Below are 26,025 nucleotides of genomic sequence, written 5' to 3' on the forward strand. Positions count from 1 at the left end.
CTCCATTAAAAAGGTATATCTTCGCTAAACTTATCATCAACAATATCAATATCCTTAATTGCATCTTCTCTTTTGTTATTTGCTAAGCTATCAACATCTGAATCCTGCATTTGAAGAGTATTAGAACCTGAACTAAACATTTGCAAGTTATCCACAAATATATTCACCTTACTTCTCTTATCACCTGTATTCTTATCTTGCCAACTTTCGTACTTAAGAGATCCACTTACCACAACTTGCTTCCCCTTTTTCAAATAATCATTGAGACTCTCGGCCCTTTTTGAAAAAATAACACAATCAAAATATTGTGGATAATCAATCCATTCATCATTTTTTTTCAGCCTTCTATTATTAGCTAAAGAAAACCTAAGAACAGCCATACCACTTTCTGTATAAAAAAGCTCAGAATCTCTTGTAAGCCTACCAGATAATACTAATGAATTAATATCAGCCATTTAAAAACCTCTTATTTTTCCTGTACATCTATGCTTTCAGAAACTATTGGCGTTTCCACCTTAGGGACAGCTCTAAGATTGTCTTTATCAATATTGTCTCTAAACTCTCTAAAACTTCTTCTTTTGATTTTTTTAGTATTAATCTTTCTAACTATTTTGACCAAAATCATATGCCTAAGCAAGTTTTTAATCAACTTAAGCCTTGATTCAAGCTCTTTCAAATTATTACCTTCCATGCTAAATTCTATTATTTCATAACGACCCCTAGCCTGCTTTTTGATGGGATATTCTAAGGCTCTTTCTCCAATAGAATTACTAACAATATTAGTTGCACCAAACGATTCTAAGCACTTTTTAACCTCTTCCAAGGAACCCTTATACTCAATCTCCTCACTTTTAAACAAAAAACACGCCTCATATCTTTTAATCATTATTAAAACTCCTTATGGTCTATCGTATTGCAAAACATGCAACAAAGGCTACTTAGTTAGTATATAAAAGAGATTAATTTTTTTCAACAATAAAAACTGATTTTAATAAATTAAAAAGATAGTAAAAACATTAATCTTAGATCTTAATCTTCTTCTAATTCACTAAGCTTATAAGTTTTTCCTGATTTACCTTGTTTCTCAAGCTTTTTATCTTCTTTCATTTCAATATAAGTCTTAAAACCTTTTTTCACATTATCAACTGCAACCATAACACTAGCTTCAAAAAGACTCTTTGGAGAATAGGTATCAATAGCTCTTTTAATATAGTGCACATTAGATCCATAAAAAAGCTGCACCTTACTATTAACAAGCCCTACCTTAAGAGCTCCAGCCTCTTTAAGTAAATCATTGTCAATAAGTTCAGTATTAACCACATCTACATGCAATCTTGTAGAACAAACATCAAGCTTTGTAATATTATCAAATCCACCAAGGCCTTGAATCAAAAGATGAGCAATTCCAAGACTCTCCAGTTTGCCTTCTTGACCTTCTAAAAATGGATCGTCTGCAATAAATATCTGAAAATCAAAATATCTATAAAGCCAACTAAAAGTAAAATAATAAAGAGTAAAAAAGATTAACCCTAAAGGCACTGCACTAATCCAATTGGTCTTAGAATTCCCTTGAAGCATTCCAAACATAAAAAAATCCAAAAACCCAGTAGAAAAAGTATTACCAATCGTAACATCAAAAAAATTAGCAAGCAACAATGCAAATCCTGAATAAATAGCATGAACAAAATAAAGCAAAGGTGCTGTAAAAATAAACAAAAACTCCAAAGGTTCAGTTATTCCTGTCAAAAAAGCCGTCAAAGCTCCAGAAAAAAGAAGCGCTGCAACCTTACTTTTATCTTCATGAATAATACCCTTGTAAACTCCCAATGCTGCTCCAGGTAATCCAAACATAATAGAAAGATAAAATCCACTACTAATCTTAGCAAAGCCTGATGAAAATTTGTCAAGTGATGGATCTAACAACTGAGCATAAAATATATTCTTAAGACCCCTAACAGTATTGCCATTAATTGTCTCAACCCCTCCTAATGAAGTAAACTCAAAAGGGAAAGATAAAATAGAATGTAATCCCAAAGGCAATAACAGCCTATTTAAAAAGCCATAAAGAAAACTACCAAAATATTCAAATTTAAAAACAAAAATACCTAAAGATGCGATTAACTTATCGCATCTTGACCAAATCAAACAAAAAAATATAGCCAAAATAACACAAAAAGGCATAATTATTATTATAGGCGCAAAGTGGCACTCTGAGAAAAAAATAAAAGGTTTTGGCAACTTCATATTATAAAATTTATTATGCAAATATCCAACTACAAGTCCTACCGCCAAAGAACCTGCAATGCCGGTATTTAGAGTTTGAACACCAAGAAAATTTATGCGCCCTACAGAAGACATTGCCTCTGCTTCAACAAGTCCCGAGAAAGCCTCAATAAAATAACTTTCAGTAATATTAAATGTTAAATAGCCAATAAGACCTCCTAAAGCAGCTGTCCCTTGCCCCATTCTTGCAACTCCAATAGAAATCCCAATAGAAAAAATTAAAGGCATATTGAGAAGAATAGCATTGCCTATAGCCTTCATTAAACCTAAAACATCTTGAAAAAAAATTTTATCAACATAGGCAAAATTAGAAGAATTTGAAAATGCAGAACCAATACCAATCAACAAACATGAAACTGGTAAAATAGAAATAGGCACTCTTAGTGCTTTAGAAAATTTTTGCAAATTTGTAAAGTTAATTATTTTAATAAAATTATTAATCATGCTAAGCCTCTCCAATGCTAATTTCAGCAAACACTATTTATTATAAAGCTTTTTTTACAAAAAAAAAGCTTTGCTTGTAAAATAAGCCAAATAATAAGATTAAATAAAATTTTTTTATATTGAGAAAAAATTACAATTAAAGTAATGTATTATATATTTTTTATAAACAAATGATCAAAAAGGGGAAAAGTTGTGCATACAAAAAACAAACTTAAAAATTACTCATTAAGCAATATTAATACAAGCAAAATACCAAAAAATGAACTTTTTAGCTCCATGTCGCATCTTTTTGGAACTATTTTGTCTATAATTGGAACCACAATTCTTGTTACGGTATCTGCTCTTAAGAAAAAAGATTTACATATGCTTGTATTCTTTATTTACGGATTTTCAATGACTCTATTATATGTGATGAGTACTCTTTACCATATTTTTCCCAAAGGAAGCAAGATAAAAAAAATATTTCGAAAATTTGATCATATCTCAATATTTATTTTAATAGCAGGAACATACACCCCCGCATGTGCAATACTCATGCCAAACAAATCGGGACTAATAATTTTATGTATAGTATGGAGTTTAGCTATCATTGGAATCATCTTCAAAGCAATATTTACAAATAGCCCTGGGTGGTTTAATGGATCTATATTTATAATAATGGGTTGGATCATCCTTTTAAAAATTAAGCCAATTTACAGAGCCCTTAACGGAAAAGGATTTTTTTGGCTAGTTTTTGGAGGAATTGTGTATACAATAGGCGGAATAGTATACATGTTAAGTAAAAAATTCAACCCAATAATCAACATGAAAATGCATGATGTATTTCATATATTAATAATAATTGCATCAGTATCTCACTTTTGGCTTATGCTAAAATACATTTCTAATTTTAATTAAATATATGTAAAAGACCTTTCAAATCGTTAAAAAGGCCTAAGCCAAAAAGAAACAACGCTAAAAAAATACCAAAACTATAAAAAGAATAAATGGTTTTGGCCTTAAATCTTTTTCCACGTAAAAGTTCAACAAGGCTAATAAAAATTTGTCCTCCGTCAAAAACAGGTATTACAATGAAAAACAAATTCATACCAGCAAGAATTAAGCTTAAGACAGAAATACTATTAATCCAATACAATAACCCCAAAGAATATGATGAGGAGAGAAGACCTACAATCCCAACAGGACCTGACACACTCTTAGAAGTATTTAAAAAATTTGTTATCAATAAAAAAATAGAATATAAAATATCTTGCAAAGTATTAACAATCTTAAAAAAAGAATTTTTAACAGCACTTGAAATATTTTCTACTTTAACTATCCTTTTTAAAGGTGGCAAAAAATATACACCAATCATTTTATTTTTATCCTGAAATACTAATTTTGAAGAAAAAACTTCTCCATTTCTAGAAAATTTAATCTCCACAACATCAGAATTTAAATTCTCAATCAAATAATCTAAATCTCTTTTATTTTTCAAAAAAATATTATCAATACTAATTATTTTGTCACCCGATTTCATTCCTGCAACCTTAGCAGGTGAATTTAAAACTACATCCGCTACAACAAGATCAACCCAAGGACCAATTTCTTTTAAAAAATCTTGTAAACTAACATCCTCTTTAAAAGTAATATTTTCATTTTCCCTTAAAACATCAAATGTAATTGTGGATTTCTCCTCAAAAATAACTTTTCTCAAATCAGAAAAATATTCAATTTTTTTATTATTAACCCTTAATATAACATCACCATCTCTAAATTTATCTTTTAAAAAAGAATTTTCATTTAAAACATTAATCTTTGCAGAATGATCAAAATATATAACACCAATCATACTTATAAAAATGAAAACAATAAATGAAAAAATCAAATTAAATAAGGGCCCTGCAAAATATATTAAAATCTTTTTAAAATGTGAAATTCCAAATAAAGAATCTTTATCTGCTTCTAATTCTTTATCTGCCTTAAGCTCTTTTTCTAAGTGATCAAATCCCTTAAGCTTGCAATAGCCTCCTAAAAGGATCGGAGAAAGTCTATACTCAGTATTATTGATTTTAAACTTTAATATGCTAGGACCTATGCCCACAGAAAAAACTTCAACCTTAACTTTAAAAAGCTTAGCAAACAAAAAATGTCCTAGCTCATGAATAAATATTATAAAACTAAGAGCCAGTACACTAAAAAGAATATACATAATTCCCTCCAAAAATCACTAAGATAAGTATAAATAAAATATAGGACCTGTAAAAAGAAAAGAGTCAATAGAATCAAGAGCTCCACCTCTACCAGGAATGATTTTCCCAGAATCTTTTACTCCTGCACTTCGTTTTAATCCAGATTCAAATAAATCACCAATAATGGTAAAAACCCCAATCAAAATGCCAAAAATAATAGATTCTCCATAGCTTAAATTTATTAATCTAAAAACTACCGCAAATATAGCCGTAAACACAGAAAACAAAATGCCTCCAAAAAAGCCCATTAATGTTTTATTTGGACTAATAATAGTAGGACGATAGCTATTTTTCCCTAAAAAATAACCAAAAAGATATGCAAAAGTATCGTTTCCACTTACCATAGAAAAAAGTATTAACATTAAAAATGGAGCCTTGGGCAAAATTGTAATAGAAACTATAAAAGACATTAGCACCCCAGGATATATAAGTATAAAAAGTATTGATGTTACTTGAGACAAAAAATGTACAATCTCATGTTCTTTAATAAATACCAAATTAACAATCCAATTGCTAAACACTAATGCTATAACCAAGTAATATACCACATTCATGCCTAAATAAAAAACATTAAAATGGACATATGTTAAAATTGGAGGAACAAGCCCTAAAAAAAAAGATAATATACCCGATAGTCCTGACGATTTAAATTTTAATAAATCATTAACTTCTTTTGCCGCAAAACCACTAAATATAAAAATCAAAATATTAAGAAGTAAATAATTTTTAAAATCTAAAAATATTAAAAACAAAATCAAAGGGACAAAAAATATGAATGTTCCCAATCTTGCAAAAAAAGCGAATTTCTTAACCTTGCTCAACAAATTATCTCCCAAAATTTCTTCTTCTAAGTTGGAAACATTCCAAATCCTTGCTATACCTATTGTCATAATATTCGGGCCACAAAACATTTGAAAAAATCAATTCGGAATAAGCAATCCTCCATAAGAAAAAATTACTTATTCTAACATTTCCACCCGTGCGTATTAAAAGATCAAGATTAGGAAGTTCTGGATTGTCTAAAAAATGAAAAAAAGTATTCTCATCTAAAGATTTTAAGTCAAAATCACTTGAAACAAATTTTCTAATAGCTCTAAGTATTTCATTTCGCCCCCCATAATTGATTGCTAAATTTAAAACAAGGTTGTTAAAATTTTTAGAAAAACTAACAGAATCTTTTATTGAGCTTTTTACTTCTTCATTTAAAGGCTCAACATCCCCTGAAACTATTATTTTTATTCCATTTTCCTTGTAAAAATCAAATTCAGCCTTCAAATACCTAGCAATTAAAAACATTAACTTTTCTATCTCACAATCATCCCTTTTCCAATTCTCAGTAGAAAATACATAAAAGGATAAATATTCGATACCTACGCTTAGAGAATACTTAACTATCTCTTTTGCTCTTTTAAGACCTTCTTCATAACCCTCTAAAGAGGATACCCCCTTACTTAAAGCCCATCTTCTATTGCCATCCATAATGATTCCAACATGACTTGGAAGAGAACTTTTACTCATAACTTTAAATTTCCATTATTTCTTGAATTTTAGATTCTAAAATAGTATCTATCCTTTTAATATAAATATCTGTAGATTTCTGGATATCATCTAAAATTCTTTTTAAATTGTCCTCTGTAATTTCTGACTCTTTTCCCTGTTTTTTAACCTTATTATTTAAATCCTGTCGTATATTTCTAGTTGAAATTTTATGTTCTTCTGCTATTTTTTTAGCCTGTTTTACAATATCTTGTCGCCTTTCACTAGTTAGCGCTGGTACCTTAATTCTAATAACCGAACCATCACTTGAAGGATTCATGGAAAGATCAGAACTAAGTATAGCTTGTTCTATCTTATTTAAAATGCTTTTATCCCAAGGTTGGATAACAACAAGCCTTGCTTCAGGAATTCTAATGCTTGACACTTGAGTTATAGGTGTTCTTTGGCCATGGTATTGAATAAAAATTTTATCAAAAATATTGCTACTAACCCTACCTGTTCTTAACGTTTTATATTCATTATCAAGCGATAAAAGAACTTTACTCATCTTTTCATCTAGAAAAGCCTTATAATCTTCCATACAAACTCCTACTTGCTGATTAAAAGCAATACATAAATTAATCTATCCTATTCTTAAATACTTAAACTCAACTATTTCTATTGTGCTTGAAATTACCTTTGAAACTTCTTCTAACATTTCCCTAACAGTGATTTTATCATTTTTTACAAAACTTTGCTCTAGAAGAGAAATTTCAGCAAGATGCTTTTTGATTTTTCCTGCAACTATACCTTTGACTATACTTTCTGACTTGCCACTCAATTCTAATTGTTTGGCAAATATCTCTTCTTGCTCTTTAATATAGTTTTGACAAACATCATCATTTCTCAAATAAATAGGAGCAAACGCAGCCACATGTAAAGCTACATCCATAGCAAAATTTTGAAACATTTCATCCTCAGTTTTAGAAAAATCATCTACTCTTAATTTGACCAAAACACCTATCTTAGATTGTTCACCGTGTAAATAAATTTTTACAAATTCATTAGATTGAATCTCAGTAATAAAAATTTTTTTAACTTGAAGATTTTCTTTTATAGTAGCTGCTAAATTTTTAAGCTCTGACTCTTGAGAAGTTGTTAAAGAATTTCTTCCACTCTCTACCAATTCTTTTATTAAAGAATTGCCCAAATCAACAAAATTATGATTTAAAGCAACAAAGTCTGTTTCACATGAAACAAGCAAAAGCCCAGCATGAATATTATTAGAATATGAGAATACTCTGCCTTCTTTTGCATCTCGGTCAAGTCTTTTCTCAGCAGAAGCAATTCCCATTTCTCTAAGCTTTTTTTTAGCCAATTCAAAGTTGCCACCAGCAGCGGACAAAGCTTTTTTACAATCTCCAAAACCAGCATTGGTCTCTTCTCGAAGCTTTTTTACATCTTGAGGACTAATAATGCTCATAAATTACTCCCTCTTTCTTCAATAGAATCTTTTTTATCATTTTTAATTTCAATCTCTTTCATTAAATCCTCTTCATTCAAATTTTCAATTATTTGAATTCCAACCTCTTTATCACTTTCCAAAATAGCATCAGATATTATTTTGGTAAACAAAGCAACAGAACGAATCGCATCATCATTACCAGGAATTGGACAATCAATAACATCTGGATTACAATTTGTATCAACAACAGAAATAATGGGAATTCTTAATTTTCTAGCCTCATTAATAGCTATTTGCTCTCGCTTAGGATCTATAATAAAAATAGCACCAGGAAGCGTTTCCATGTCTTTAATACCCGTTAAATTTTTAGCTAACTTTAATTTTTCACGATTAAGCTGTGAAATCTCTTTCTTGCTTATCATATCAAAAGTTCCATCAACTTCCATCTTTTCTAGCTTTTTTAACTTTTGAACAGATTTTTTAATTGTATTAAAATTAGAAAGCATGCCCCCAAGCCACCTATTGTTAACGTATGGCATATCGCTTCTTTTTGCTTCTTGCTCGATTATCTCACTAGCTTGCTTTTTAGTCCCAACAAAAAGCACCTTCTTGCCATCTTTTATCACCCTTTGAACAAGTTCGTAAGAATCTTTAATGCCCTGCAAAGTCTTTTGAAGATCTAAAATATGTATCTCATTTCTCTCAGAAAAAATAAATCTTTTCATTCTAGGATCAAGCCTTTTTACCTGATGACCAAAATGAACTCCTGCTTCCAACAAGCTTTTCATTGTAATAATTGCCAAATTAACCTCCTATTATCCTTCTCTTTTACTCACTATGAAACCCACAGCGGAAATTATCCCCCCTTTAATAAGAATATAATAAAACAATACACTCAATAAGTCCACTACACTAAAAATAAACATTCTTACATAATCAATTAAAAATAAATTACTAACAACTTATATTAATAAAAAATATTAAAAGTCAAGTTAATGCCTTAATATTTTAAAATCAATCTTTTACAAGTCGTTTTTATTTCTTTCAGAGAATTTAATCAAACCTATTAAAATAATAGAGCCTAAAATAGGAAATAAATAAAGAATAGGTTCTATTTGCCTATCATAATAATCAGAATAGAAAAAAGGAATAAAAAATAGAAATACAATACCTCCTAAGAAACTTATTAAATAAACTACTAAAAACCTAAAATTCAATATGTTTAAAAACATAACAAAAAAACTTACAAAAAAAGAAATAACAATGTTTGTTAACATCAAATGAGAAAAAAATGCTATCATACTCCCTCTAAAACCAACTAGTCTGACAAACTAAACCCCGACAAATCTCCAAGATCAACAAGAACACTATAAGTATCATCAACAATATTACCCACACCCATAACAAAAATTGCCAAATTATATTTAGGCGCAACATCTTTTGTAAAAAAATCGTCATTTATGTGTTTTAGATCAATTGGTCTTTTTTCTTTGTCTAAAAGATTAGACTTTTTAATAGATTTTGAAAAACCTATATATTCTCCTTTATCAATATAAGATCTATATATGGTTTTATTCTCAATCAGCACAGGGGACGAAGAGCTATTTCCTTTCCTTACAGTAATAAAAGCTTCACCAGGAACATCTTTTCTTAATTCACCAAAATTTACTTCAAAATATAAAGGAAATTTACTATCGACCCATTCTTTATCCAATTTAAAAACAGGTTTGCCTGAATAGGCAATAGCGCTCAAATTTATTTTATAAAACCCTCTATTGTTAAATTCATTAACATTGTCAAAAACACCTCTTAAGGCCTCAAAATCTTTTTCTACACTTTTCCTGAAACTATTTACGTGGTAATTGGCGCCTTCCGGATAAAACTTATAATATATATCAAAACCTCTTAATTTTTCAGACGCCTGATTAGAAAAATAACCTGAAGGCAAAAAAAAGGCTACAGAATCTCTTGAAATTCGGTTATCAACCTTTTCTGGCGAAGGAAGTATTAAAAAATTGTCAAGGCCACAACCCAAAAATTCCAAACAAAATACAAAATATAAGATAAAAAAAACTATAAAACCTCCTTCAAAAATTAAAAATTAATTTTGCTTAAGTTCTAAAATTTTATTATTTGCTATATTTATATATAAATTATTTTCATACGGAAACTTAACAATCTCTTCATACACTTTCAAAGCAAGATCTTTGTTTTTTTCCTCAATCAATATTGCCTTACTCAAAAGAGCTCTAACCTTTAAAAAATCTAAACTAGCATTATTAATAAGATCCTCATAAACCAGTAAAGCATCTTCTTTTAATCCCATTTTCTCATAAACTATAGCTTTATTAATAAAAGCAATTTCTCTTTCGATACCTTTTGCCTTAATAACAATATCTAAATCTTTAATAGCATCATCATACTGCGCTTGACTTTGGAAATAGGTAGCTCTAGACAAATAAAATCTTGAAAGAAAATAAGATGAAATTTCTTTTTCCCTTGAAATAAGCTCTTTTATTCTAAGAGATATTGTTTCTCTCTCTTTATTATCATTTTCTTTTAAATAATCATTTAAATCTTTTTCAAGATTTTCTACTATTTCTCCACCACTCTTTACATAATCTTTGCCTAAAGAATTATAAAAAACAGCAATAATACATATAAAAACAAAAATAATAGCAATAAAGGAAATTAAAAGATTATTCTTAGCCATTACTCATCCCTCTTTAGCAAGCTTTCAAATGGCTTATAAGACTCTTCATCATTGCCCTTAAATAAATAAGAAGAAATTTCTTCTCTTGATCTTTGATTTTCATATTCCCTATAAGAGAGCAAAACTGATCTATCTTTAGAATCAATACTTGTTATTACCACTTTAAGTTTATCTCCGATGTTTAGTTTTTCAAAAGTTTCTAAACTAGACTCTTTTGTATCTCCTAATTGAATTTTACTAATAAATCCCATTATTTTATTATAAACTCTTACTTGAAAACCTTTTGACTTTTTTTCTACAATTTCAACCTCAAGAGCATCACCTTTTTTATAACTTTTAGAAAAATCTTCCCAAGGACTCTCTTCTAGCTGTTTAATTCCTAATCTAACATTTCTTTTTCTTTTGTCCACCTCAAGCACTTTTCCATTAACCAAGTCACCTATTTTAAAATATTCTTCAGGATCAATCTCTTCAAGCCAAGAAATATCAAACTTGCTCACATAAGCATCTATACCTTCTTCAATATTCACAAAAGCACCTGTTTTTGTAATATTAATAACAACTCCTTGAACAACCCTTCCAATAGGATATTTCTCGGTTAACCTCTCCCAAGGATTCTCATTTATCTGTTTAATACCTAAAGATATTTTTTGATTTTCTTTATCTATCTCTAAAATCTTAACTTCTACTATCTGACCAAGCTTTATTAATTCTTGAGGACTCCTTATTACTCTTATCCAAGAAAAATTACTTATGTGCAAAAATCCCGACAACTCGCTGTCAAGTTCAATAACAGCTCCAAAGGGCAAAATCTTTACCACTTTCCCTTTTACAATACTATCAATTTTATATTTAATATCTACAGAATCCCAAGGATTTGATTTTAAGGCTTTAAGCGATAGCTCCATTTTACCTGTTTGTGAATTTATCTTAATAATTTTTAACTTTAACTTATCACCTACCCTAACAAAATCTTCAATATTTTCAACTTGATTAAAAGCAATATTTCTTTTATGCAAGATTCCTGTAACAAAATTTTTAATTTTTACAATAGCACCATATTCTGTAATACGATCAACAACCCCATCGACCACATCCTCTTCGTTGTAAGAACTTATCAATTCTATTCTCTTAGCAAGATCTCTTTCTCTTTCTAAACTGCGTCTATCAAGAATAAGTCTCAAACCATCTATCTTATTTGCTTCAAGAATATAAAACTCAACAATAGAGCCCCTTTTCAATTTTTCATCTTTAGATTTTGAACTTAAGTAAAAAGGCATAAAGCCAGAAACATTTTCATTAATTTGAATCTTATAGCCATTTGGAAGTTCAACTAACACTTTACCTTTAATTACTTTTTTACTTTGGATATACTCATCTACTTTATCTTGAAAATTTAAAGAATCAAGCTTTTCAACACTTAAAATCAGCCCTAATTCTCCACCTATTCTTACAACTATGGCTTCAAGCTTATCGCCAATTTTAGGAATATTCTCAAATTCTTCAATCTTGATAAAGCCTTCCGATTTATAGCCAATATCTACTAAAATATAATCCTTCATAACGTTAACAACCGTCCCAGAAACACGGCTGCCAAGTTCTACTCTCTCAAGCACTTTCAAATAATTTTCTTGTAAATCTTTTTGATTTTCCATCCTCACCTCTCTCTTACTTTTTTCAAATTAAACTTTTCTATTATAATATTACACACATCGTCTAATCCTTTACAGCTTGTATCAAGGTAAAAAACCCCTTCTGATAATTTCAACTTACCATATTGCTTTTTCTTATCAACATCATCTCTCATCTTAAGAGTACGTTCTAATTCTTCTAAAGTCTCATTTCCATTTCTTTGCTTATAACGCCTTAAGGCTCGAACTTCAACAGAAGCATCAAGATATATTTTGAATTCAGATTCTGGAAAAACAACAGTAGTAATATCTCTACCTTCTATTATATAATTATCATCGCTCAATTTAACAACCTCTTTTAATTTTTTATTCACAATGTTTCTTATTCCAATGTAAGAAGAATAAAAAGAAACTTGAAAATCAATCTTGCCATTTAAAATTTGATTTTCAACATTCTCTCCATTAAGCAAAAAACCAGAATCATTAAAACTTATATCATTCTCAAAAATCAAATCTAAAAGCCTATTCTCATTAATAAAGCCACAGTCATTTAAAAGATATCTTTGAGCAATTAAAGTTATTATTCTATAAAGATACCCAGAACTGATAAATTTATAGCCCAGTTTTACACTAAGCTCTCTCGCAATTGAACTTTTTCCTGAAGCCGAAGGTCCATCAATTGCTATTATCATTTGACTTCTCCAACCTGGATTTCAGCCTATTTATCTTAACTAAAGGAACAATTTTTACTTGCCCTTCCTTTAAACTATCCAAATTAATATTGCCGATTCTAATTCTGTGAATTTTTTTTAAAAAAATATTTTTGCTTAAAAACACTTTTCTTATTTCTCTATTTTTTCCTTCGTCTAGAATCAATCTAGCAGAATTTTTACTTAAAATTTCATAAGATTTTAATTTAAAAAATTCTTTTTCTACCCTTATACCCGATTTAAAAGAAATAAGCAAATTTTCATCAATATTTCTTTTTGATTCAATAATATATTCTCTTTCAATTTTTTGTCTTGGATGAATAATGTCATTTGCAAACTTACCATCATTAGTAAATAATAAAAGCCCAGAACTTTTAAAATCAAGTCTACCGATTGAAAATATACGCTCTTTAAATAAGGGTTGGACCAAAGATATTGCTAATTTTCTCCTATTAACATCAAAATTAGAACATAAATAATTTTTGGGTTTGTTAAGTGCCAAATAAATTTTACTCTTGCTTTGAATATCTTTGAAAACAAAAATCTGATTCCTATAAATTATTCTGTCTCCTAAAGCTAATTTGTCTCCAAGCTTAGCAATAGAACCATTAATTCTTACAAGTTTTTTCCTTATCAATTCCTCACAAAATCTTCTTGACCCTAATCCCTTTTCAGCTAAAAAAACATGTACTCTGAGGTTTTTAAGTGCAAGCATTAATTTTGCAACCTCGATACAATATTAATTTATTATTTAAATATCCTAAATTCACAATATTAAGCATTTTACATTCAAGAGAAACCAAAAAATACGAAAATCTCTCAAAAGAATAATTACTAGAATTAACATCTAAAAGAGAATCAAAAATTAAACTATTCTCTTTATTTAAAATAGAAACAATCCTGGTCTTTTTCTCAAAAATTTTCAACTCATATTTATTACAAACAGCTTTAAATGTTTTATTATACAAAAAATTTTTATTAATAACTTCTTTCTTCAATACACTAGACTTTCTCTTCAAACTTTTTCTTTTATCTTTACTATAAGAAATAGTAGTAATATTTTTGAAAAAATTGCCATTGTAACCAGAAGTAAAATCTTTAATCATTTTTGAATCATAAAATTTAAAATTTTTTCTTTGATTTAATTGTAATTTTTCATTTTCTCTGTTCTTACTATAATGTATCAACTTTTCAACAACTTTGCGCTCTACTTTATCTTTGCGCTCAAGTTTTAATTGCAATAAAATTTGAGTCTTCCAATAAAACAAATTATTAGCAAAAGAAAAAAATTCTATCAATCCCCTAACGCTTATATTAAGATCATTTGAAACAATTATAAACTCTTCAATTATTTGATTTAAACTTAAAGCTCTTAAAACATGCCTATTCATACTAACATATTCAAAAAAAAGTTCTACTCCGCCTGTAAAATTATCAAGATTAATATAATAACTATCTAATTCTGACATTTAAGTTTTCTCTATTGTTCACATTCATCTTCCTTAAATTCAATAAAATTAGCAACCTCTTGATCAGAACTATTAAAAATTATCTTTCTAAGCCTCTTATCCAAATCATTTGCAAGTTCGAATTCTTTATTAAGATACTCAATAACACTCTCTCTTCCCTGTCCTAACTTGTTATCTCCTAATGAATACCAAGATCCTGTTTTTTGTATTAAATTATACTTAATAGCAGCATCTAAAATACCAGCTTCCCTAGAAATACCTTTGCCAAAATAAATTATCAATTCTACTTTACGAAAAGGTGGAGCAACCTTATTCTTCACAACTTTAACTCTAATCTTATTGCCTATAACATCATCACTTGATCCTGATCTAGTTACTTGTTCAATTTTTCTAACTTCAAGGCGAAGAGATGCATAAAATTTTAAAGCATTCCCACCAGTAGTGGTCTCAGGATTACCAAACATAATGCCAATCCTCATTCTTATTTGATTAATAAACATAATGCAAGTATTAGATTTAGAAAGTATGCCTGTAATCTTTCTAAGAGCCTTGCTCATTAACCTTGCTTGAAGACCAATCTGAGAATCCCCCATTTCTCCATCTATTTCCAATTTAGGAGTTAAAGCTGCTACAGAATCAACCACAATTAAATCAATACCGCCACTTCTGATTAAATGCTCGGCGATCTCAAGAGCTTGCTCTCCAGTATCAGGTTGACTAAGCCAAAGTTCTTCAACATTAACTCCTAAAGCTTTTGCATAAACAGGATCAAGAGCATGCTCAGCATCAATAAAAGCAGCTATACCTCCCTCTTTTTGCACTTCAGCAATTGCCTGAAGAGTTAAAGTAGTCTTGCCAGACGACTCGGGACCAAAGATTTCTATTATGCGGCCCCTAGGATATCCACCAATGCCCAAAGCTTCATCTAATACAATAGACCCACTTGACATACTCTTTATGCCTTTTCCGACAGGAGATTCCCCCATCTTAATAAGACTACCTTTACCAAAAGCTTTTTCTATTTGAACCCTTGCAAGCTCAATAGCTCCTTCTTTATCCGCTCTCTCCATGCTACTAACAGCAACTTTTTCTCTTTTTTCCTTTAACTTTGACATTTTTCAATTTTTCCTAGTTAAATTTTATGGGTTCTATTTTCTTTACAAAATACTTAAAATTAGTATTATTTATAACAAAATTGAGGCTATCGCCCTCCTTAGAGTCAAGCAAATTTTCGCCAAAAGGTGATTTATATGAAATAATACCTTCATCGGGGTTTGATTCCCAAGGCCCAAGTATCAAATAAGATTCATCTTTACCTGTAATTTCATTTAAAATAACGACTTTAGTTCCAAAACCAACAAAAGAACTTTGAAGATCTTTAGTATCTATAACTTTTGCATTCTCTATTTCCAACATTAAAGAGTTTAATCTTTTTGTTAAAAACTGCTGTTTTTCCTTAGCAGAATGATATTCAGCATTTTCTTTTAAATCTCCAAGTTCACGTGCTTTCCCAATTTCTTTCGAATTTTCTGGAATTTCAACTTCTTTTAAATGCTTAAGCTCTTTTTGTTTTTTATTTAAAGAACTTAATATGGTTAAAAATCCAATTTCTACTCTATCACCTGAAAGCTGTATCCTTTCATCTTCAAACTCAACTGAATTAAATAATTGTCTTATTATAGATTTAATCTCTAAAAGATCCTTAGGAGGAAAATCTTTTACGTAAAAACAGGTCATATAAACTCTCTTTGCAAGTTCTTCGTCCATTACGCATTCTAAAACCGACTTAAGATATCCATCTTTAACCAAAAGATTAATTACCATTTTATAAATTCTTTTACTTGCAACAGAATTATTTTTATTATTAATTTTAATAACACTATCTGTTAAAATTTTAATCAAATTAACTAAAAGATCTGAATCTGAATAACTCAGCTCAATAGCATAGATCTTACAGTGCTTTAAAATCCAAATATAAGCGTCTTTATAAATCTTATAATTTTTTATAACATAATTAAATAATTTTTCTACTTCTCTGGGATCTTCTTTATAAAGAGACTCAACCAATCTCTTATTAATAGAATGGGGGAAAAGTTCCTTATAATACAAAATCCAATTACTAAGTTCGCTTTTAATTAAAATAACCAATTCTTTTTTAATTTCTGCATTCAAAATTGAATCAAAAAGATCTATTATTCCCTTTGAATACTCCTTCAAAAGAGTTTCTAAATTAACATTCTTCTCTATGTTAATTTTTGATGACAATTCTTGAGAAAAATTACTTAAAGACTTAAGAATAACGTAAGAACTTATTACATGGTGATCAACCTTTGTAAAATTGTTAACATAAAGTAAAAAATAATTAAGCATCTCTTCTTCAATATGCAAATCTTTAACAATTCCCTTGACATTACAATAATTAATGAATATTTCATATCTTTTATAAAAATCTTTCTCAATCTTAAACTTATCATACATTTTTTCGTTTAAATTAGAAGATCTCTCATTATATACATAACAATCAAGCTTACTAGAATCCATAACGAAATGGGGATTATCCTTTAAGATTTGCTTTGCTTTCAAGCTCCATGAATTCCAAGAGCTTTGAGTCATTAAGCTTGGCACTAACTCTTTTTTTATTCCCTTTAAATCAATGGCTTTATAACTTTTTATAATAATTTTTATAGCCCACTCAATATCTTTTTTTACTCTATCTGCAAGCTCTTCTTTAGGCGTTACAGCCTTTAAAACTCTAATATCTTCTCTGCTAAGAGGAGAAAGCGCTGACATTGCCATATCAAAACCAATAAAATGGCCTCTTTTAGAAATAAAATCAACTGTAATGCCATGATCATTTACATCTCTTACTATTCCAACAGACCAAGTTTGATGATAAACAAAGTTGCCCTTTGCAAAAAATAAATATTTCTCAAAATCTGAATATACATCAACAAAATTTTTATCTAAGTTTTCAATATCAGACTTTGCAAGATATTCCTCAATATTCTTCACATCTTTATATCTTTCTCTTAAAAATTTAACTAAATTTTCTCTTGCTTTATGATTTTTATTGTCAAGTTTTAAAATATCTTTTAAGATTTCTATTGTTTCATCAATATTATCCGTCAAAGAATAATGATCAAACAAATCTTCATAAAGAACTATAGCCTTCTTAAATCCAAGATCTTTTTCAATTTTTTGTAAAATAAGCAAAAAAGAGTCAAAATCATCTGAAACATAATGGATGAGCTTTGCCCATACTTCTCTGATTCCTGACATTTGTTTTTTGTCAATAAAACGGTAAATGGCCTTTCTAAAATAATAAATTGATTTTTGCAAATCAATAGTTTCATAATAAGAAGCAAGTTGCCTTACAAACACAGTGTCATCAATATCTGCTTCAACAATTCTAGTCCAAATACTTGGAAGCTTGTCATTTTCATTGTTTTGGGTATATATTTTTGCAAGAGTATAAAGCGCATGCTTATTCTCAGAAATAAAAAGCATTTCATTGCATATATGCTCAACAAGAGCCCATTTTAAGTTTTGAGAGAATAAATCAATAACAGCAAGCAGATTCATATCATTCAAAGGTCGTCTACTATATATAAGCATTCCAGAAATATAAAGACCTGCTATACTTTTTTTAACGTCCTTTAAATGCCTACTACAAATATCAAGCACATCTTCTGTTAACCCCTCATCAATTATGTTATCTATCAAATCATCTAATTCTTTTATCTTGGCAAGAGAATAATTATTAACAACTATTCTTGTCCACTTATCTTCTTGTAAAATATTATCTAATTTCTCTATGGTAACATTAGACATCAAACTCTCCTAATATCGATTTTTTAGCATCAAGCAACTAATTTACATACTGTTGATAAATTCCCACGTCTATTTCTTTTATATATAACAAAATCTCATCAATACGCGCCCTATCTTCTTTTATCCTTATATAGTGATCAATAAGCCAAAAGTACTTATTAATAAGCCTTGGAAGCAATATGCTTTCATTTATCGCTCTATAAGATTTTTCCTTAAGTTCATTGCGCAAGCTGTAAACAGACTGCTTTAATTGCCCAAGCTCTATAGGTCTTAATTCTCTTTTAATATTAAAAACACCATTAAGAGAACCATAAACGGGAATCCATTCTTTTATAAGATCATCTGAAATGTTTCTGTCAGATTTAATAAGATCTATTAACCTTAAAATCATATCAGACTCAAGAGAATATATATCTATCTTTTGAGGATTAATAAAAAAAGCCTCTCTGAATAATACTTTAGCCTCTTTGATTTCATCAACAAGCGCATAAGAATCAGCGAGCTCTGCAACAACATCTGCATTTTCCTTAGTGTCTCCTAATATTTGCAAAAAAACATTAATCGCTCTCTCATAATTACCCATGCCTTTATAAGACTTAGCAATTTTTATTAAAAGATCTAAATTTTCTGGCTGAATTTTATATATATTTTTATATATATAAAGACAAGTCTGAAACACAAAATATTTTATAGAATTACGGCCTTGTAAAAAATTACAACCCATCTTTTTTAAATACCGTCCTGCAAAATTATTCCACTCTCTTATTAAAAATTCTGCTTTTTCATAATCTTGTCCTATTCTATCAAGACTTTCAACTTGACCGTTCCAATAAACGGAGCTTTTTAAAGCTGTTAAAATTTCAATATTATCAAAATCAAGAGAATGAGCTTCTTCGGATTTTATTAAAGCCTCTTTAAAGTTGCCTTTCCTAAAATCTAAATAAATCTCTTTAATCAATTCAACGATTCTTTCTGATGACACATTCCCACCATTTTAAAAATATATACAAACCCCATCACGCTTTATGTAATTATACCATTTATCAATTTTTAGTCAAACAAGAAATTAGGGCAAAATAACAATATTCTATTTATTATTCTTTAAAAATAAAATCTTATATGTATAATATTAAAAAGAAAATTATGGGATCAAATTCTAGCTTTATGGAACCTAATAAAATTATAAACAAGTCTATTTATTACTACAATTCAAAAAAATATTCACAAGCAATAAAGCTACTAGAAAAAGAAATTTTTTTCTATAAAAATTACTATCTGTATCATTATGTTTTAGGAATGTCTTATCTTCGTATTGGAAACCTTGGTAACGCTCAAACATATCTTAAAAAAGCTTACACTTTAAACCCAAGCGAATCAAACATAAAACAGGCAATTGCTATACTTTTAGCAAGCCAAGGTAAAGAAGAAAAGGCCGTTCAGATATGGCTTAAAATGATAGAAGAAAATCAAGAAGTAGACAGATCAGAGCTATCTCTTGAAATTATTCGGAAAAACCCTATCAAAGGACCTGTTTTTTTAAAAAATAGCAGACTATATGAGAAATTATTCCCAATAATTAAAACAATACCCGATAGAAATCCAACAAAGTTAATAATAATAATTATTATTATTATTGGGGGAATTGTATTTATTTCGATGTTAGCAATCTATTTTGTTTTTTATGAACAAAAAAACACAAGATTTGCAAATCTAAAAACAGAAATAAACAAAAATTTAAACAACATTTCTGCTTACATTGATGACATTAAAATAAATAACAAAGAAAAGATAAAAAATGAAGAAGGTCAATTTATATTGATACTTACCAGTGAAGAAATTAAAAATTCATTCGAAAAAATTAAAAATTATTTAAAAACAGGAAAAGACAATTTTGCAAGAGTAGAAATAAATAAAATATTAAATTCAAATGCATCAGAATCCATAAAACTAAAAGCCAAAAATCTTGCAAGTTTTATCTCAAGACCAGATTTTATTAGCTTTAATGAATATTTAGACTTAAAAGATATTAAAAAAGATCCATCGATCTATTCAAACGTATATGTAAAATGGGAAGGCATAGTAAATAATATTGAAAAAAAAGACAATATAATTCATTTTGACTTTTATGTAGGGTACAACAAGAACATACTCTCAGGAATCATCCCAACAAAAACAACCTTTGATATTGATATTGATTTTAAAGACACTGTTGAAATACTTGGACAAATAGAATATAAAAAGAACCAGCTTACTTTAAATGCAATCACAATTAGAAAAATAGATAAAAATACAAATTAATATTAATAAATATTTGCCAAAATTTTTCAGTACAAAGACTTGAGATTAAAAAGGGGTACACAATAACTTTTCATTACATTTAATAACATTTGTTGCCTCCTCAAAAGAAAGCAACAATTCTTCCTTTTTTGTCAAATCTCTTACCTTCATTTTATTTTCTTTGTATTCCTCCTGACCAACAAAAACCAAAAATCTTATCTCTTTACTCAAAGCATATTCTATTTGTTCTTTAATATTTTTACCATTTTTATTTTTAAAATAAACTTCACAAGAAATATTTTTAATCTTAGAATAATCATGATTCCTAAACTTAGTAGCAAGTTCATAATAATAATTTTGCAAAGCACTATCCAGATTTACAATTAAAACTTTAGATCTAGCCTTAGTGACAAATATCTTAATATAACTAAACTTTTCAAGATCAATTATGTCCTTAATTCTGTCAACACCAAAAGATCCTCCAACTCCCGAAATCTTTTGAATAGAGCTTGAAAACGAAGAAACTAAATTATCATACCTTCCCCCACTACAAACACTGCCCATATTACTACCAAATACCTCAGATTCAAAAACAATGCCTGTATAATAATCAAGCCCACGAGATATTTTAAGATTCAAGTTAAAAGAATCCTGAATCCTTAATAAACTAAGATGACGGAAAATATCTTCCACTCTTTTAATAGACTCGTTATCACCTAAAATACTTTTTAAAGCTTGTATTTTATCTTCAAAAGTACCTTGCAAATTTACTAAACTCAAGATTGAATCTACGGCTTCTTTTTCAATCTCAAAAAGCAAAGTCTCTTCAACCTTCTCAATTCCTATTTTATCTATTTTGTCAATATTTCTTAAAATAAAAATAGACTTTTCTTTAATGCCTAATTTTTCAAAAAAAGAATTTAATATACCAAGATGGGAATAATGGATAACAAATTTTTTATTAATGCCTTCTATAAAATTCAAAAAAATCTCTTCAAGTCCATAATACACAACAGAAAGAATCTCAGCATCACCTCTGAAACTGTCCTCCCCTACTATATCAAAATCAAATTGCATAAATTCTCTATATCTACCCTTTTGAGAATTCTCTCCTCTAAAAACTTTTCCAAATTGAGAACGTCTGAAAGGGAATTTCAAAACAGAAGCATTTGTAGCAACAAATCTGGCAAAAGGAACAGTTAAATCAAATCTCATAGAAACATCTCTGTCTCCATTATCTTTAAACCTATAAACTTGCTTTTCGGTCTCATCTCCACTCTTTTTTAAAAGAAACTCTGAATATTCAAGAACTGGAGTATCTATTAAATCAAAATTATAAGAATTAAGAACACTAAATATCTGCCTAACAATATGAGTTCGAATTAAAGAATCTTTTGGCAAATAATCTTTAAAGCCTTTTAAAGTTTTAACATCCATTATATTACAACCTCTGCTTAATATGCTAATACAACAATCTACTTTTTCAGAATATAATAACATATAATAATATAGATGCAAAAAAAAATGAATGTTTTTTATTATGTATATTCATAAAATAATTTAAGGGACCTAAAATTAATGGCTAAAAGCACGTCTAACAATTTTCGAATAAAGTCAATATTGACAATCTTTTTAGGTATAACTTTGTTAACTATTTATAAATATTTAACACTAATGGTTTTTAACAACAGCTCAGAGAGCACAATGTCTTCAAAATCAAATGATATTGTAAAAAGAGGGAAAATTTATGATAGAAATGGAAAACCAATAGCATTCTCTTCAAAGTCATATTCAATCGGAGCAAATCCTCAAAAAATAGAAAATATTGTCAACACATCTGAAACTCTTGGCGCAATACTCCAAATTGATTCAAGAATTTTAAAAGAAAAGCTTTCTTCCAAGAAAGGATTTTTATATATAAAAAGAAAAATAAAAAGAGAAGAATCGGATCTAATCAAAAGAATTCAATCCGAAGGCAGACTTTCAAACATTACTTTGTACCCTGATTACACAAGAATTTATCCTTTTCGCCATACCACAAGCAATATTACTGGCTTTGTAGGAACAGACAATCTTGGCCTTGAGGGAATAGAATTTTCTCTAAACAGTATATTAGGAAAAGATAAAACCAAACAAAAATTTTTAAATGAAGAATTAGAAACAAACAACATATACTTAACAATAGACATAAATATGCAACAAGGTATTAGCAACATAGCTAAAAAATACTTTAAAGAAAATAATCCTGAAAGTTTGATTACTTTAGTAATGAACTCCCAAAACGGAGAAATATTGTCCATGGTTCAATTCCCTCAATATGATGCAAACTTTTATTATGAATATCCTGAAGAGATACGAAAAAACCTCTCTTCATCACTAACCTATGAGCCTGGAAGCATTAATAAAATTTTTACAGTTGCAATAATATTAGAAAGTGGAAAATTAAATTTAGAAGAAAAATTTTTAGACAATGGAATATATAAAAAACAATTTCCATCAGGAGAAACGATTACAATCAAAACTTTAAATCCTCCCTATAAATATATCGACTCCGCAGAGATTTTAATTTATTCATCAAATGTAGGCATAGCTTACATTACTGAGAAAGTTAGTAATGAATACTTTTACAAAAAACTTCTAGATTTTGGATTTGGAGAAAAAGTTGGATTTCCATTTCCTGGAGAAACAAAAGGACTATTAAATCATTATTCAAAATGGTCAGGACGAAGCAAAGCTACAATTGGATTTGGACAAGAAATAGGCGTTTCAGCAATTCAAATATTACAAGCTGCAAGCATATTAAGTAACAATGGAATAATGCTAAAACCTAGAATAATAAAAAAAATAAGCACCGACAAAGAAGAAATTATTAAAGAATTTGATAAAGAAGAAGTAAAAAAAGTAATATCCAAACAATCAGCACAAGAAGTTTTAAAAATGATGAGAGAAGTTGTAAATAAAGGGGGAATTCCAAATCTTAAAATTAAAAATCTTAACATTTCTGCAAAAAGTGGAACATCCCAGGCTATTGACAGAAAAACGGGCAAATATTCAGAAGAAGACTATACATCTTCTATCTTAGCAATATACCCCACAGAAAAACCGAAGTATATTATTTATATTGTATACAGATACCCCAAAAAAATAATATATGGAACAAGAATAGCAGCTCCAATGGCAAAAGAAATAATAGAATTTATTGAATACCAACAAAATACAAGCACATATAAAAAAATCAAAATGCCATCAAAAATTACTATCCCTAAAGCCACCGTTAACTATAAAAATAAAGCATACTTGCCAAATTTTATTAATCTTTCTAAAAGAGAAACAATAGATATACTAAAATACTATAAAAACACTATAAAAATAAAAATAAATGGTGATGGATTTGTTTACAAGCAAAGCATACCTCCTAATACCAAATTAGAAGATATTTTAGAGCTTGAACTGTATTTGAAATAATTAGGTAAATAAATTTTTAATTTCATTTCTATAAAAATTTAAAATATAGTTTCGCTTAATATCCATTTTTATAGATATTTCTTTGCCAACTTCAAATGGTTTTTCCAAAAGAGCAAACTTCAATACCTGCTCAAAAGGCTTAAATCCATTAGCTCTATTGATCAATTTTTTTATCTCATCATTTATAGCCTTAAGAACAATATTATTTGCAATAATTTGACGCCTATTATTAGCATCAAGAATTTTTTGCCCAACACTTTCTAGATATTTGTTTATTTCTTCAAAATTTGGAAGAATAAGAGCGCCCAAAAATTTTTGATCTTGCCCTACAACAACTGCTTTTTCTATCAATATTGACTCTTCAAGCTTAATCTCAATCGGAGCAGGCTCAACATTTTCCCCATTATTTAAAACAATTGTGTCTTTTTCTCGACCAATAATTTGAACAACATTATCCTTAGATAATTTTGCAATATCACCTGTGTTTAGAAACCCATCAGAACCAATAATCTTACAAGTTGCTTCTCTATCTTTATAATAACCAAGCATTACTTGAGGCCCTTTTATAAATAAAATTCCTTTTCCAGGCTTTTTAAGTTTATTACCATCAGCATCTCTAATCTCAGCAATAGTCCCAGGTAAAATTTTACCACAAGTCCCAATAATAACTTTTTTATGCTTATTAGAAGCCACCCCAGGTGAAGTTTCTGTCAATCCATAAGCATTGGCAAGTTCAATACCAATCGAATTAAAAAACCTAACAACAGACAAAGGCATGCTTCCACCACCACTAATTCCAACAACAAAATTATTGCCCAAGATCTTATTTATTTTATTAAAAATTAAAACATTTCCTAAAGCTTTAAAAGGGAATAAACAGATTAACCCAAATATTCCCAAAATTTTCTTTATAGGAAAAAATAAACTAAACCCATTATCTGGATAAAACCCCATTACCGCCCTATAACAAATATCACTAAAAAATGCTAATTTCACAAAAAAATGAAAAATTACCCTAGAAAGAAAAGGCTTCTTGGAAACTTCTTTGTAAATATTTTGCCTTATTGCAATCCAAAGCCTAGGAACAGCTGCAATATAATGGGGATTAATATTCTTAATATCATCAAGCATTGCCCTTGGAACAATAGTGGAAAACAAACAAGCCATTCCCTTAAGGAAAATATTATAAGAAAAAGACCTTTGAAAGGAATGCCAAATTGGCAAAATGCACATAAATACTTGTCCCACCTGTGTATCAACCATTAAACTAAAACTAGAAACCTGATAAAGAAGATTGGCATGACTGAGCATTACCCCCTTGGGATTGCCTGTTGTTCCAGAAGTATATATTATTGTTGCCATATCATCAGAACTAACTTTGCCTGCAATATTAACAATTTCTGAATCCTTTATTAAATTGTCTCCAAGTAAAATACAATCATTATAAGTATAAATTACAAAATCATTATATTTTGCTCTATCTTCTTTAGCTAAATCTTCAATAATAATAAATATTGGTTTTACTCTAAATTGAATTTGGACAAACATATCAAGAAGATTTAAATTTTCTAAAATAACTATGTCTGGAAGAATAGAGTTAAAAATAATTTCGGCTTCAAAAAGAGTAACATCAGAACCTTTCGGAATGTCAACAGCACCTAAAGACAAAATTGCAAAATCTATCACAGTCCACTCGGCCCTATTCTCAGAACAAATAAATATTTTATCTTGATGCTTAACATTGATTGATTTTAAAAAGGAAGCGAGCTTTAAAACATTGTTTTTTAAGTCGCCATAAGTAACATGGACATACCCATTGCAAACCTTATATATTTGAGCAATTTTATCCTTTTGTTGATCAGCCACTTCAAAGAATGTCTTTGCTATTGACATACAATCCTCCTTTTAAACAAAATTAATATCATTTATTATACCATTATTAACCATAAATTCATAAAGTCTCCTATTGCAAAAACTACACAAAAAGCTAATAAGAATAAAAACCTAAAAAATCAAAACAAAATTTAAAA

Annotated in this window: 24 protein-coding genes; 3 read left to right on the top strand and 21 right to left on the bottom strand. The window is 28.7% G+C overall.

The genetic code is table 11. The features are described 5' to 3' along the window. Positions 1 to 5 precede the first annotated feature (5 nt). From OY14_00555 to OY14_00565, 3 genes are all read right to left on the bottom strand, one after another. Positions 6 to 455, bottom strand: coding sequence for a single-stranded DNA-binding protein (locus OY14_00555; GenBank protein ID AJA89959.1), 450 nt, complete (start codon positions 453 to 455; stop codon positions 6 to 8). An 11-nt stretch (positions 456 to 466) separates the two neighbouring features. After that, the gene (locus tag OY14_00560) at positions 467 to 886 is read right to left on the bottom strand and encodes a 30S ribosomal protein S6 (GenBank protein AJA89960.1); all 420 of its coding nucleotides are present in this window, start codon (positions 884 to 886) and stop codon (positions 467 to 469) included. Between the two features lie 143 nt (positions 887 to 1,029). Continuing rightward, positions 1,030 to 2,724 (bottom strand): PTS mannose transporter subunit IIB, encoded by a 1,695-nt coding sequence (locus OY14_00565; protein ID AJA90625.1) that lies wholly within the window; start codon positions 2,722 to 2,724, stop codon positions 1,030 to 1,032. Positions 2,725 to 2,919: 195 nt separating this feature from the next. Between OY14_00565 and OY14_00570 the strand changes: the two genes are divergently transcribed. After that, positions 2,920 to 3,624, top strand: a complete 705-nt coding sequence (locus OY14_00570; protein AJA89961.1) for a membrane protein — start codon at positions 2,920 to 2,922, stop codon at positions 3,622 to 3,624. Here OY14_00570 and OY14_00575 read toward each other — a convergent pair. From OY14_00575 to OY14_00650, 16 genes are all read right to left on the bottom strand, one after another. Next, entirely contained in the window at positions 3,617 to 4,918 is a 1,302-nt protein-coding gene (locus tag OY14_00575; GenBank protein AJA89962.1) for a zinc metalloprotease, read from the bottom strand. The two genes, OY14_00570 and OY14_00575, sit on opposite strands and share 8 nt — an antisense overlap. 18 nt (positions 4,919 to 4,936) lie before the next feature. Beyond that, positions 4,937 to 5,779 (bottom strand): phosphatidate cytidylyltransferase, encoded by an 843-nt coding sequence (locus OY14_00580; GenBank protein ID AJA90626.1) that lies wholly within the window; start codon positions 5,777 to 5,779, stop codon positions 4,937 to 4,939. A gap of 4 nt (positions 5,780 to 5,783) precedes the next feature. Continuing rightward, positions 5,784 to 6,476 carry a UDP diphosphate synthase gene (locus OY14_00585; GenBank protein ID AJA89963.1) on the bottom strand — a complete coding sequence of 231 codons (693 nt, stop codon included), beginning with the start codon at positions 6,474 to 6,476 and terminating at the stop codon, positions 5,784 to 5,786. A gap of 4 nt (positions 6,477 to 6,480) precedes the next feature. Then, complete coding sequence (locus OY14_00590) at positions 6,481 to 7,035, bottom strand: ribosome recycling factor (protein ID AJA89964.1); 555 nt, start codon at positions 7,033 to 7,035, stop codon at positions 6,481 to 6,483. A gap of 42 nt (positions 7,036 to 7,077) precedes the next feature. Further along, on the bottom strand, positions 7,078 to 7,917 hold the full coding sequence (locus tag OY14_00595) for an elongation factor Ts (GenBank protein AJA89965.1): 840 nt from the start codon (positions 7,915 to 7,917) through the stop codon (positions 7,078 to 7,080). Next, positions 7,914 to 8,702: a 30S ribosomal protein S2 gene (locus OY14_00600; protein ID AJA89966.1), complete on the bottom strand. Its 789-nt coding sequence runs from the start codon at positions 8,700 to 8,702 to the stop codon at positions 7,914 to 7,916. The genes OY14_00595 and OY14_00600 overlap by 4 nt, the downstream gene beginning before the upstream one ends. Positions 8,703 to 8,921: 219 nt before the next feature. Beyond that, on the bottom strand, positions 8,922 to 9,200 hold the full coding sequence (locus OY14_00605; GenBank protein AJA89967.1) for a hypothetical protein: 279 nt from the start codon (positions 9,198 to 9,200) through the stop codon (positions 8,922 to 8,924). 17 nt (positions 9,201 to 9,217) lie between these two features. Next, the gene (locus tag OY14_00610) at positions 9,218 to 9,943 is read right to left on the bottom strand and encodes a hypothetical protein (GenBank protein AJA89968.1); all 726 of its coding nucleotides are present in this window, start codon (positions 9,941 to 9,943) and stop codon (positions 9,218 to 9,220) included. Between the two features lie 57 nt (positions 9,944 to 10,000). Further along, positions 10,001 to 10,612, bottom strand: a complete 612-nt coding sequence (locus tag OY14_00615; GenBank protein ID AJA89969.1) for a hypothetical protein — start codon at positions 10,610 to 10,612, stop codon at positions 10,001 to 10,003. Further along, positions 10,612 to 12,267, bottom strand: coding sequence for a 30S ribosomal protein S1 (locus OY14_00620; GenBank protein ID AJA89970.1), 1,656 nt, complete (start codon positions 12,265 to 12,267; stop codon positions 10,612 to 10,614). The genes OY14_00615 and OY14_00620 overlap by 1 nt, the downstream gene beginning before the upstream one ends. Positions 12,268 to 12,269: 2 nt before the next feature. Further along, positions 12,270 to 12,935: a cytidylate kinase gene (gene cmk, locus OY14_00625; protein AJA89971.1), complete on the bottom strand. Its 666-nt coding sequence runs from the start codon at positions 12,933 to 12,935 to the stop codon at positions 12,270 to 12,272. Further along, a complete protein-coding gene (locus OY14_00630; protein ID AJA89972.1) occupies positions 12,919 to 13,668 on the bottom strand; it encodes a pseudouridine synthase in 750 nt (249 codons plus the stop codon). Before OY14_00630 ends, cmk begins: the two co-directional genes overlap by 17 nt. Next, positions 13,655 to 14,422: a hypothetical protein gene (locus tag OY14_00635; protein ID AJA89973.1), complete on the bottom strand. Its 768-nt coding sequence runs from the start codon at positions 14,420 to 14,422 to the stop codon at positions 13,655 to 13,657. The genes OY14_00630 and OY14_00635 overlap by 14 nt, the downstream gene beginning before the upstream one ends. A gap of 11 nt (positions 14,423 to 14,433) precedes the next feature. Beyond that, positions 14,434 to 15,537 carry a recombinase RecA gene (locus tag OY14_00640; GenBank protein ID AJA89974.1) on the bottom strand — a complete coding sequence of 368 codons (1,104 nt, stop codon included), beginning with the start codon at positions 15,535 to 15,537 and terminating at the stop codon, positions 14,434 to 14,436. Positions 15,538 to 15,550: 13 nt separating this feature from the next. After that, complete coding sequence (locus OY14_00645; protein ID AJA89975.1) at positions 15,551 to 18,253, bottom strand: transcript cleavage factor; 2,703 nt, start codon at positions 18,251 to 18,253, stop codon at positions 15,551 to 15,553. A gap of 37 nt (positions 18,254 to 18,290) precedes the next feature. Next, a complete protein-coding gene (locus OY14_00650; GenBank protein ID AJA89976.1) occupies positions 18,291 to 19,235 on the bottom strand; it encodes a hypothetical protein in 945 nt (314 codons plus the stop codon). Positions 19,236 to 19,417: 182 nt separating this feature from the next. Between OY14_00650 and OY14_00655 the strand changes: the two genes are divergently transcribed. Then, positions 19,418 to 20,551 carry a hypothetical protein gene (locus OY14_00655; GenBank protein AJA90627.1) on the top strand — a complete coding sequence of 378 codons (1,134 nt, stop codon included), beginning with the start codon at positions 19,418 to 19,420 and terminating at the stop codon, positions 20,549 to 20,551. A gap of 45 nt (positions 20,552 to 20,596) precedes the next feature. Here OY14_00655 and OY14_00660 read toward each other — a convergent pair whose 3' ends face one another. Then, the gene (locus OY14_00660) at positions 20,597 to 21,967 is read right to left on the bottom strand and encodes a histidyl-tRNA synthase (GenBank protein ID AJA89977.1); all 1,371 of its coding nucleotides are present in this window, start codon (positions 21,965 to 21,967) and stop codon (positions 20,597 to 20,599) included. 141 nt (positions 21,968 to 22,108) lie between these two features. Between OY14_00660 and OY14_00665 the strand changes: the two genes are divergently transcribed. Then, a complete protein-coding gene (locus OY14_00665; protein ID AJA89978.1) occupies positions 22,109 to 23,995 on the top strand; it encodes a penicillin-binding protein in 1,887 nt (628 codons plus the stop codon). Here the strand turns inward: OY14_00665 and OY14_00670 are convergent, their stop codons facing one another. Further along, positions 23,996 to 25,888, bottom strand: coding sequence for a long-chain fatty acid--CoA ligase (locus tag OY14_00670; protein ID AJA89979.1), 1,893 nt, complete (start codon positions 25,886 to 25,888; stop codon positions 23,996 to 23,998). It abuts the gene before it with no gap. Positions 25,889 to 26,025: the final 137 nt, after the last annotated feature.

Source organism: Borreliella chilensis (assembly GCA_000808095.1).
Lineage (GTDB): Bacteria > Spirochaetota > Spirochaetia > Borreliales > Borreliaceae > Borreliella > Borreliella chilensis.

Bases quoted from the DNA above. Each gene is read 5' to 3' on its own strand.
- OY14_00595 (AJA89965.1), bottom strand. From the start codon at position 7,917: ATGAGCATTATTAGTCCTCAAGATGTAAAAAAGCTTCGAGAAGAGACC.
- OY14_00620 (AJA89970.1), bottom strand. From the start codon at position 12,267: ATGGAAAATCAAAAAGATTTACAAGAAAATTATTTGAAAGTGCTTGAG.
- OY14_00615 (AJA89969.1), bottom strand. From the start codon at position 10,612: ATGGCTAAGAATAATCTTTTAATTTCCTTTATTGCTATTATTTTTGTT.
- cmk (AJA89971.1), bottom strand. From the start codon at position 12,935: ATGATAATAGCAATTGATGGACCTTCGGCTTCAGGAAAAAGTTCAATT.
- OY14_00655 (AJA90627.1), top strand. From the start codon at position 19,418: ATGGAACCTAATAAAATTATAAACAAGTCTATTTATTACTACAATTCA.
- OY14_00560 (AJA89960.1), bottom strand. From the start codon at position 886: ATGATTAAAAGATATGAGGCGTGTTTTTTGTTTAAAAGTGAGGAGATT.
- OY14_00645 (AJA89975.1), bottom strand. From the start codon at position 18,253: ATGTCTAATGTTACCATAGAGAAATTAGATAATATTTTACAAGAAGAT.
- OY14_00590 (AJA89964.1), bottom strand. From the start codon at position 7,035: ATGGAAGATTATAAGGCTTTTCTAGATGAAAAGATGAGTAAAGTTCTT.
- OY14_00585 (AJA89963.1), bottom strand. From the start codon at position 6,476: ATGAGTAAAAGTTCTCTTCCAAGTCATGTTGGAATCATTATGGATGGC.
- OY14_00640 (AJA89974.1), bottom strand. From the start codon at position 15,537: ATGTCAAAGTTAAAGGAAAAAAGAGAAAAAGTTGCTGTTAGTAGCATG.
- OY14_00670 (AJA89979.1), bottom strand. From the start codon at position 25,888: ATGTCAATAGCAAAGACATTCTTTGAAGTGGCTGATCAACAAAAGGAT.
- OY14_00555 (AJA89959.1), bottom strand. From the start codon at position 455: ATGGCTGATATTAATTCATTAGTATTATCTGGTAGGCTTACAAGAGAT.
- OY14_00575 (AJA89962.1), bottom strand. From the start codon at position 4,918: ATGTATATTCTTTTTAGTGTACTGGCTCTTAGTTTTATAATATTTATT.
- OY14_00635 (AJA89973.1), bottom strand. From the start codon at position 14,422: ATGTCAGAATTAGATAGTTATTATATTAATCTTGATAATTTTACAGGC.
- OY14_00605 (AJA89967.1), bottom strand. From the start codon at position 9,200: ATGATAGCATTTTTTTCTCATTTGATGTTAACAAACATTGTTATTTCT.
- OY14_00630 (AJA89972.1), bottom strand. From the start codon at position 13,668: ATGCTTGCACTTAAAAACCTCAGAGTACATGTTTTTTTAGCTGAAAAG.
- OY14_00665 (AJA89978.1), top strand. From the start codon at position 22,109: ATGGCTAAAAGCACGTCTAACAATTTTCGAATAAAGTCAATATTGACA.
- OY14_00660 (AJA89977.1), bottom strand. From the start codon at position 21,967: ATGGATGTTAAAACTTTAAAAGGCTTTAAAGATTATTTGCCAAAAGAT.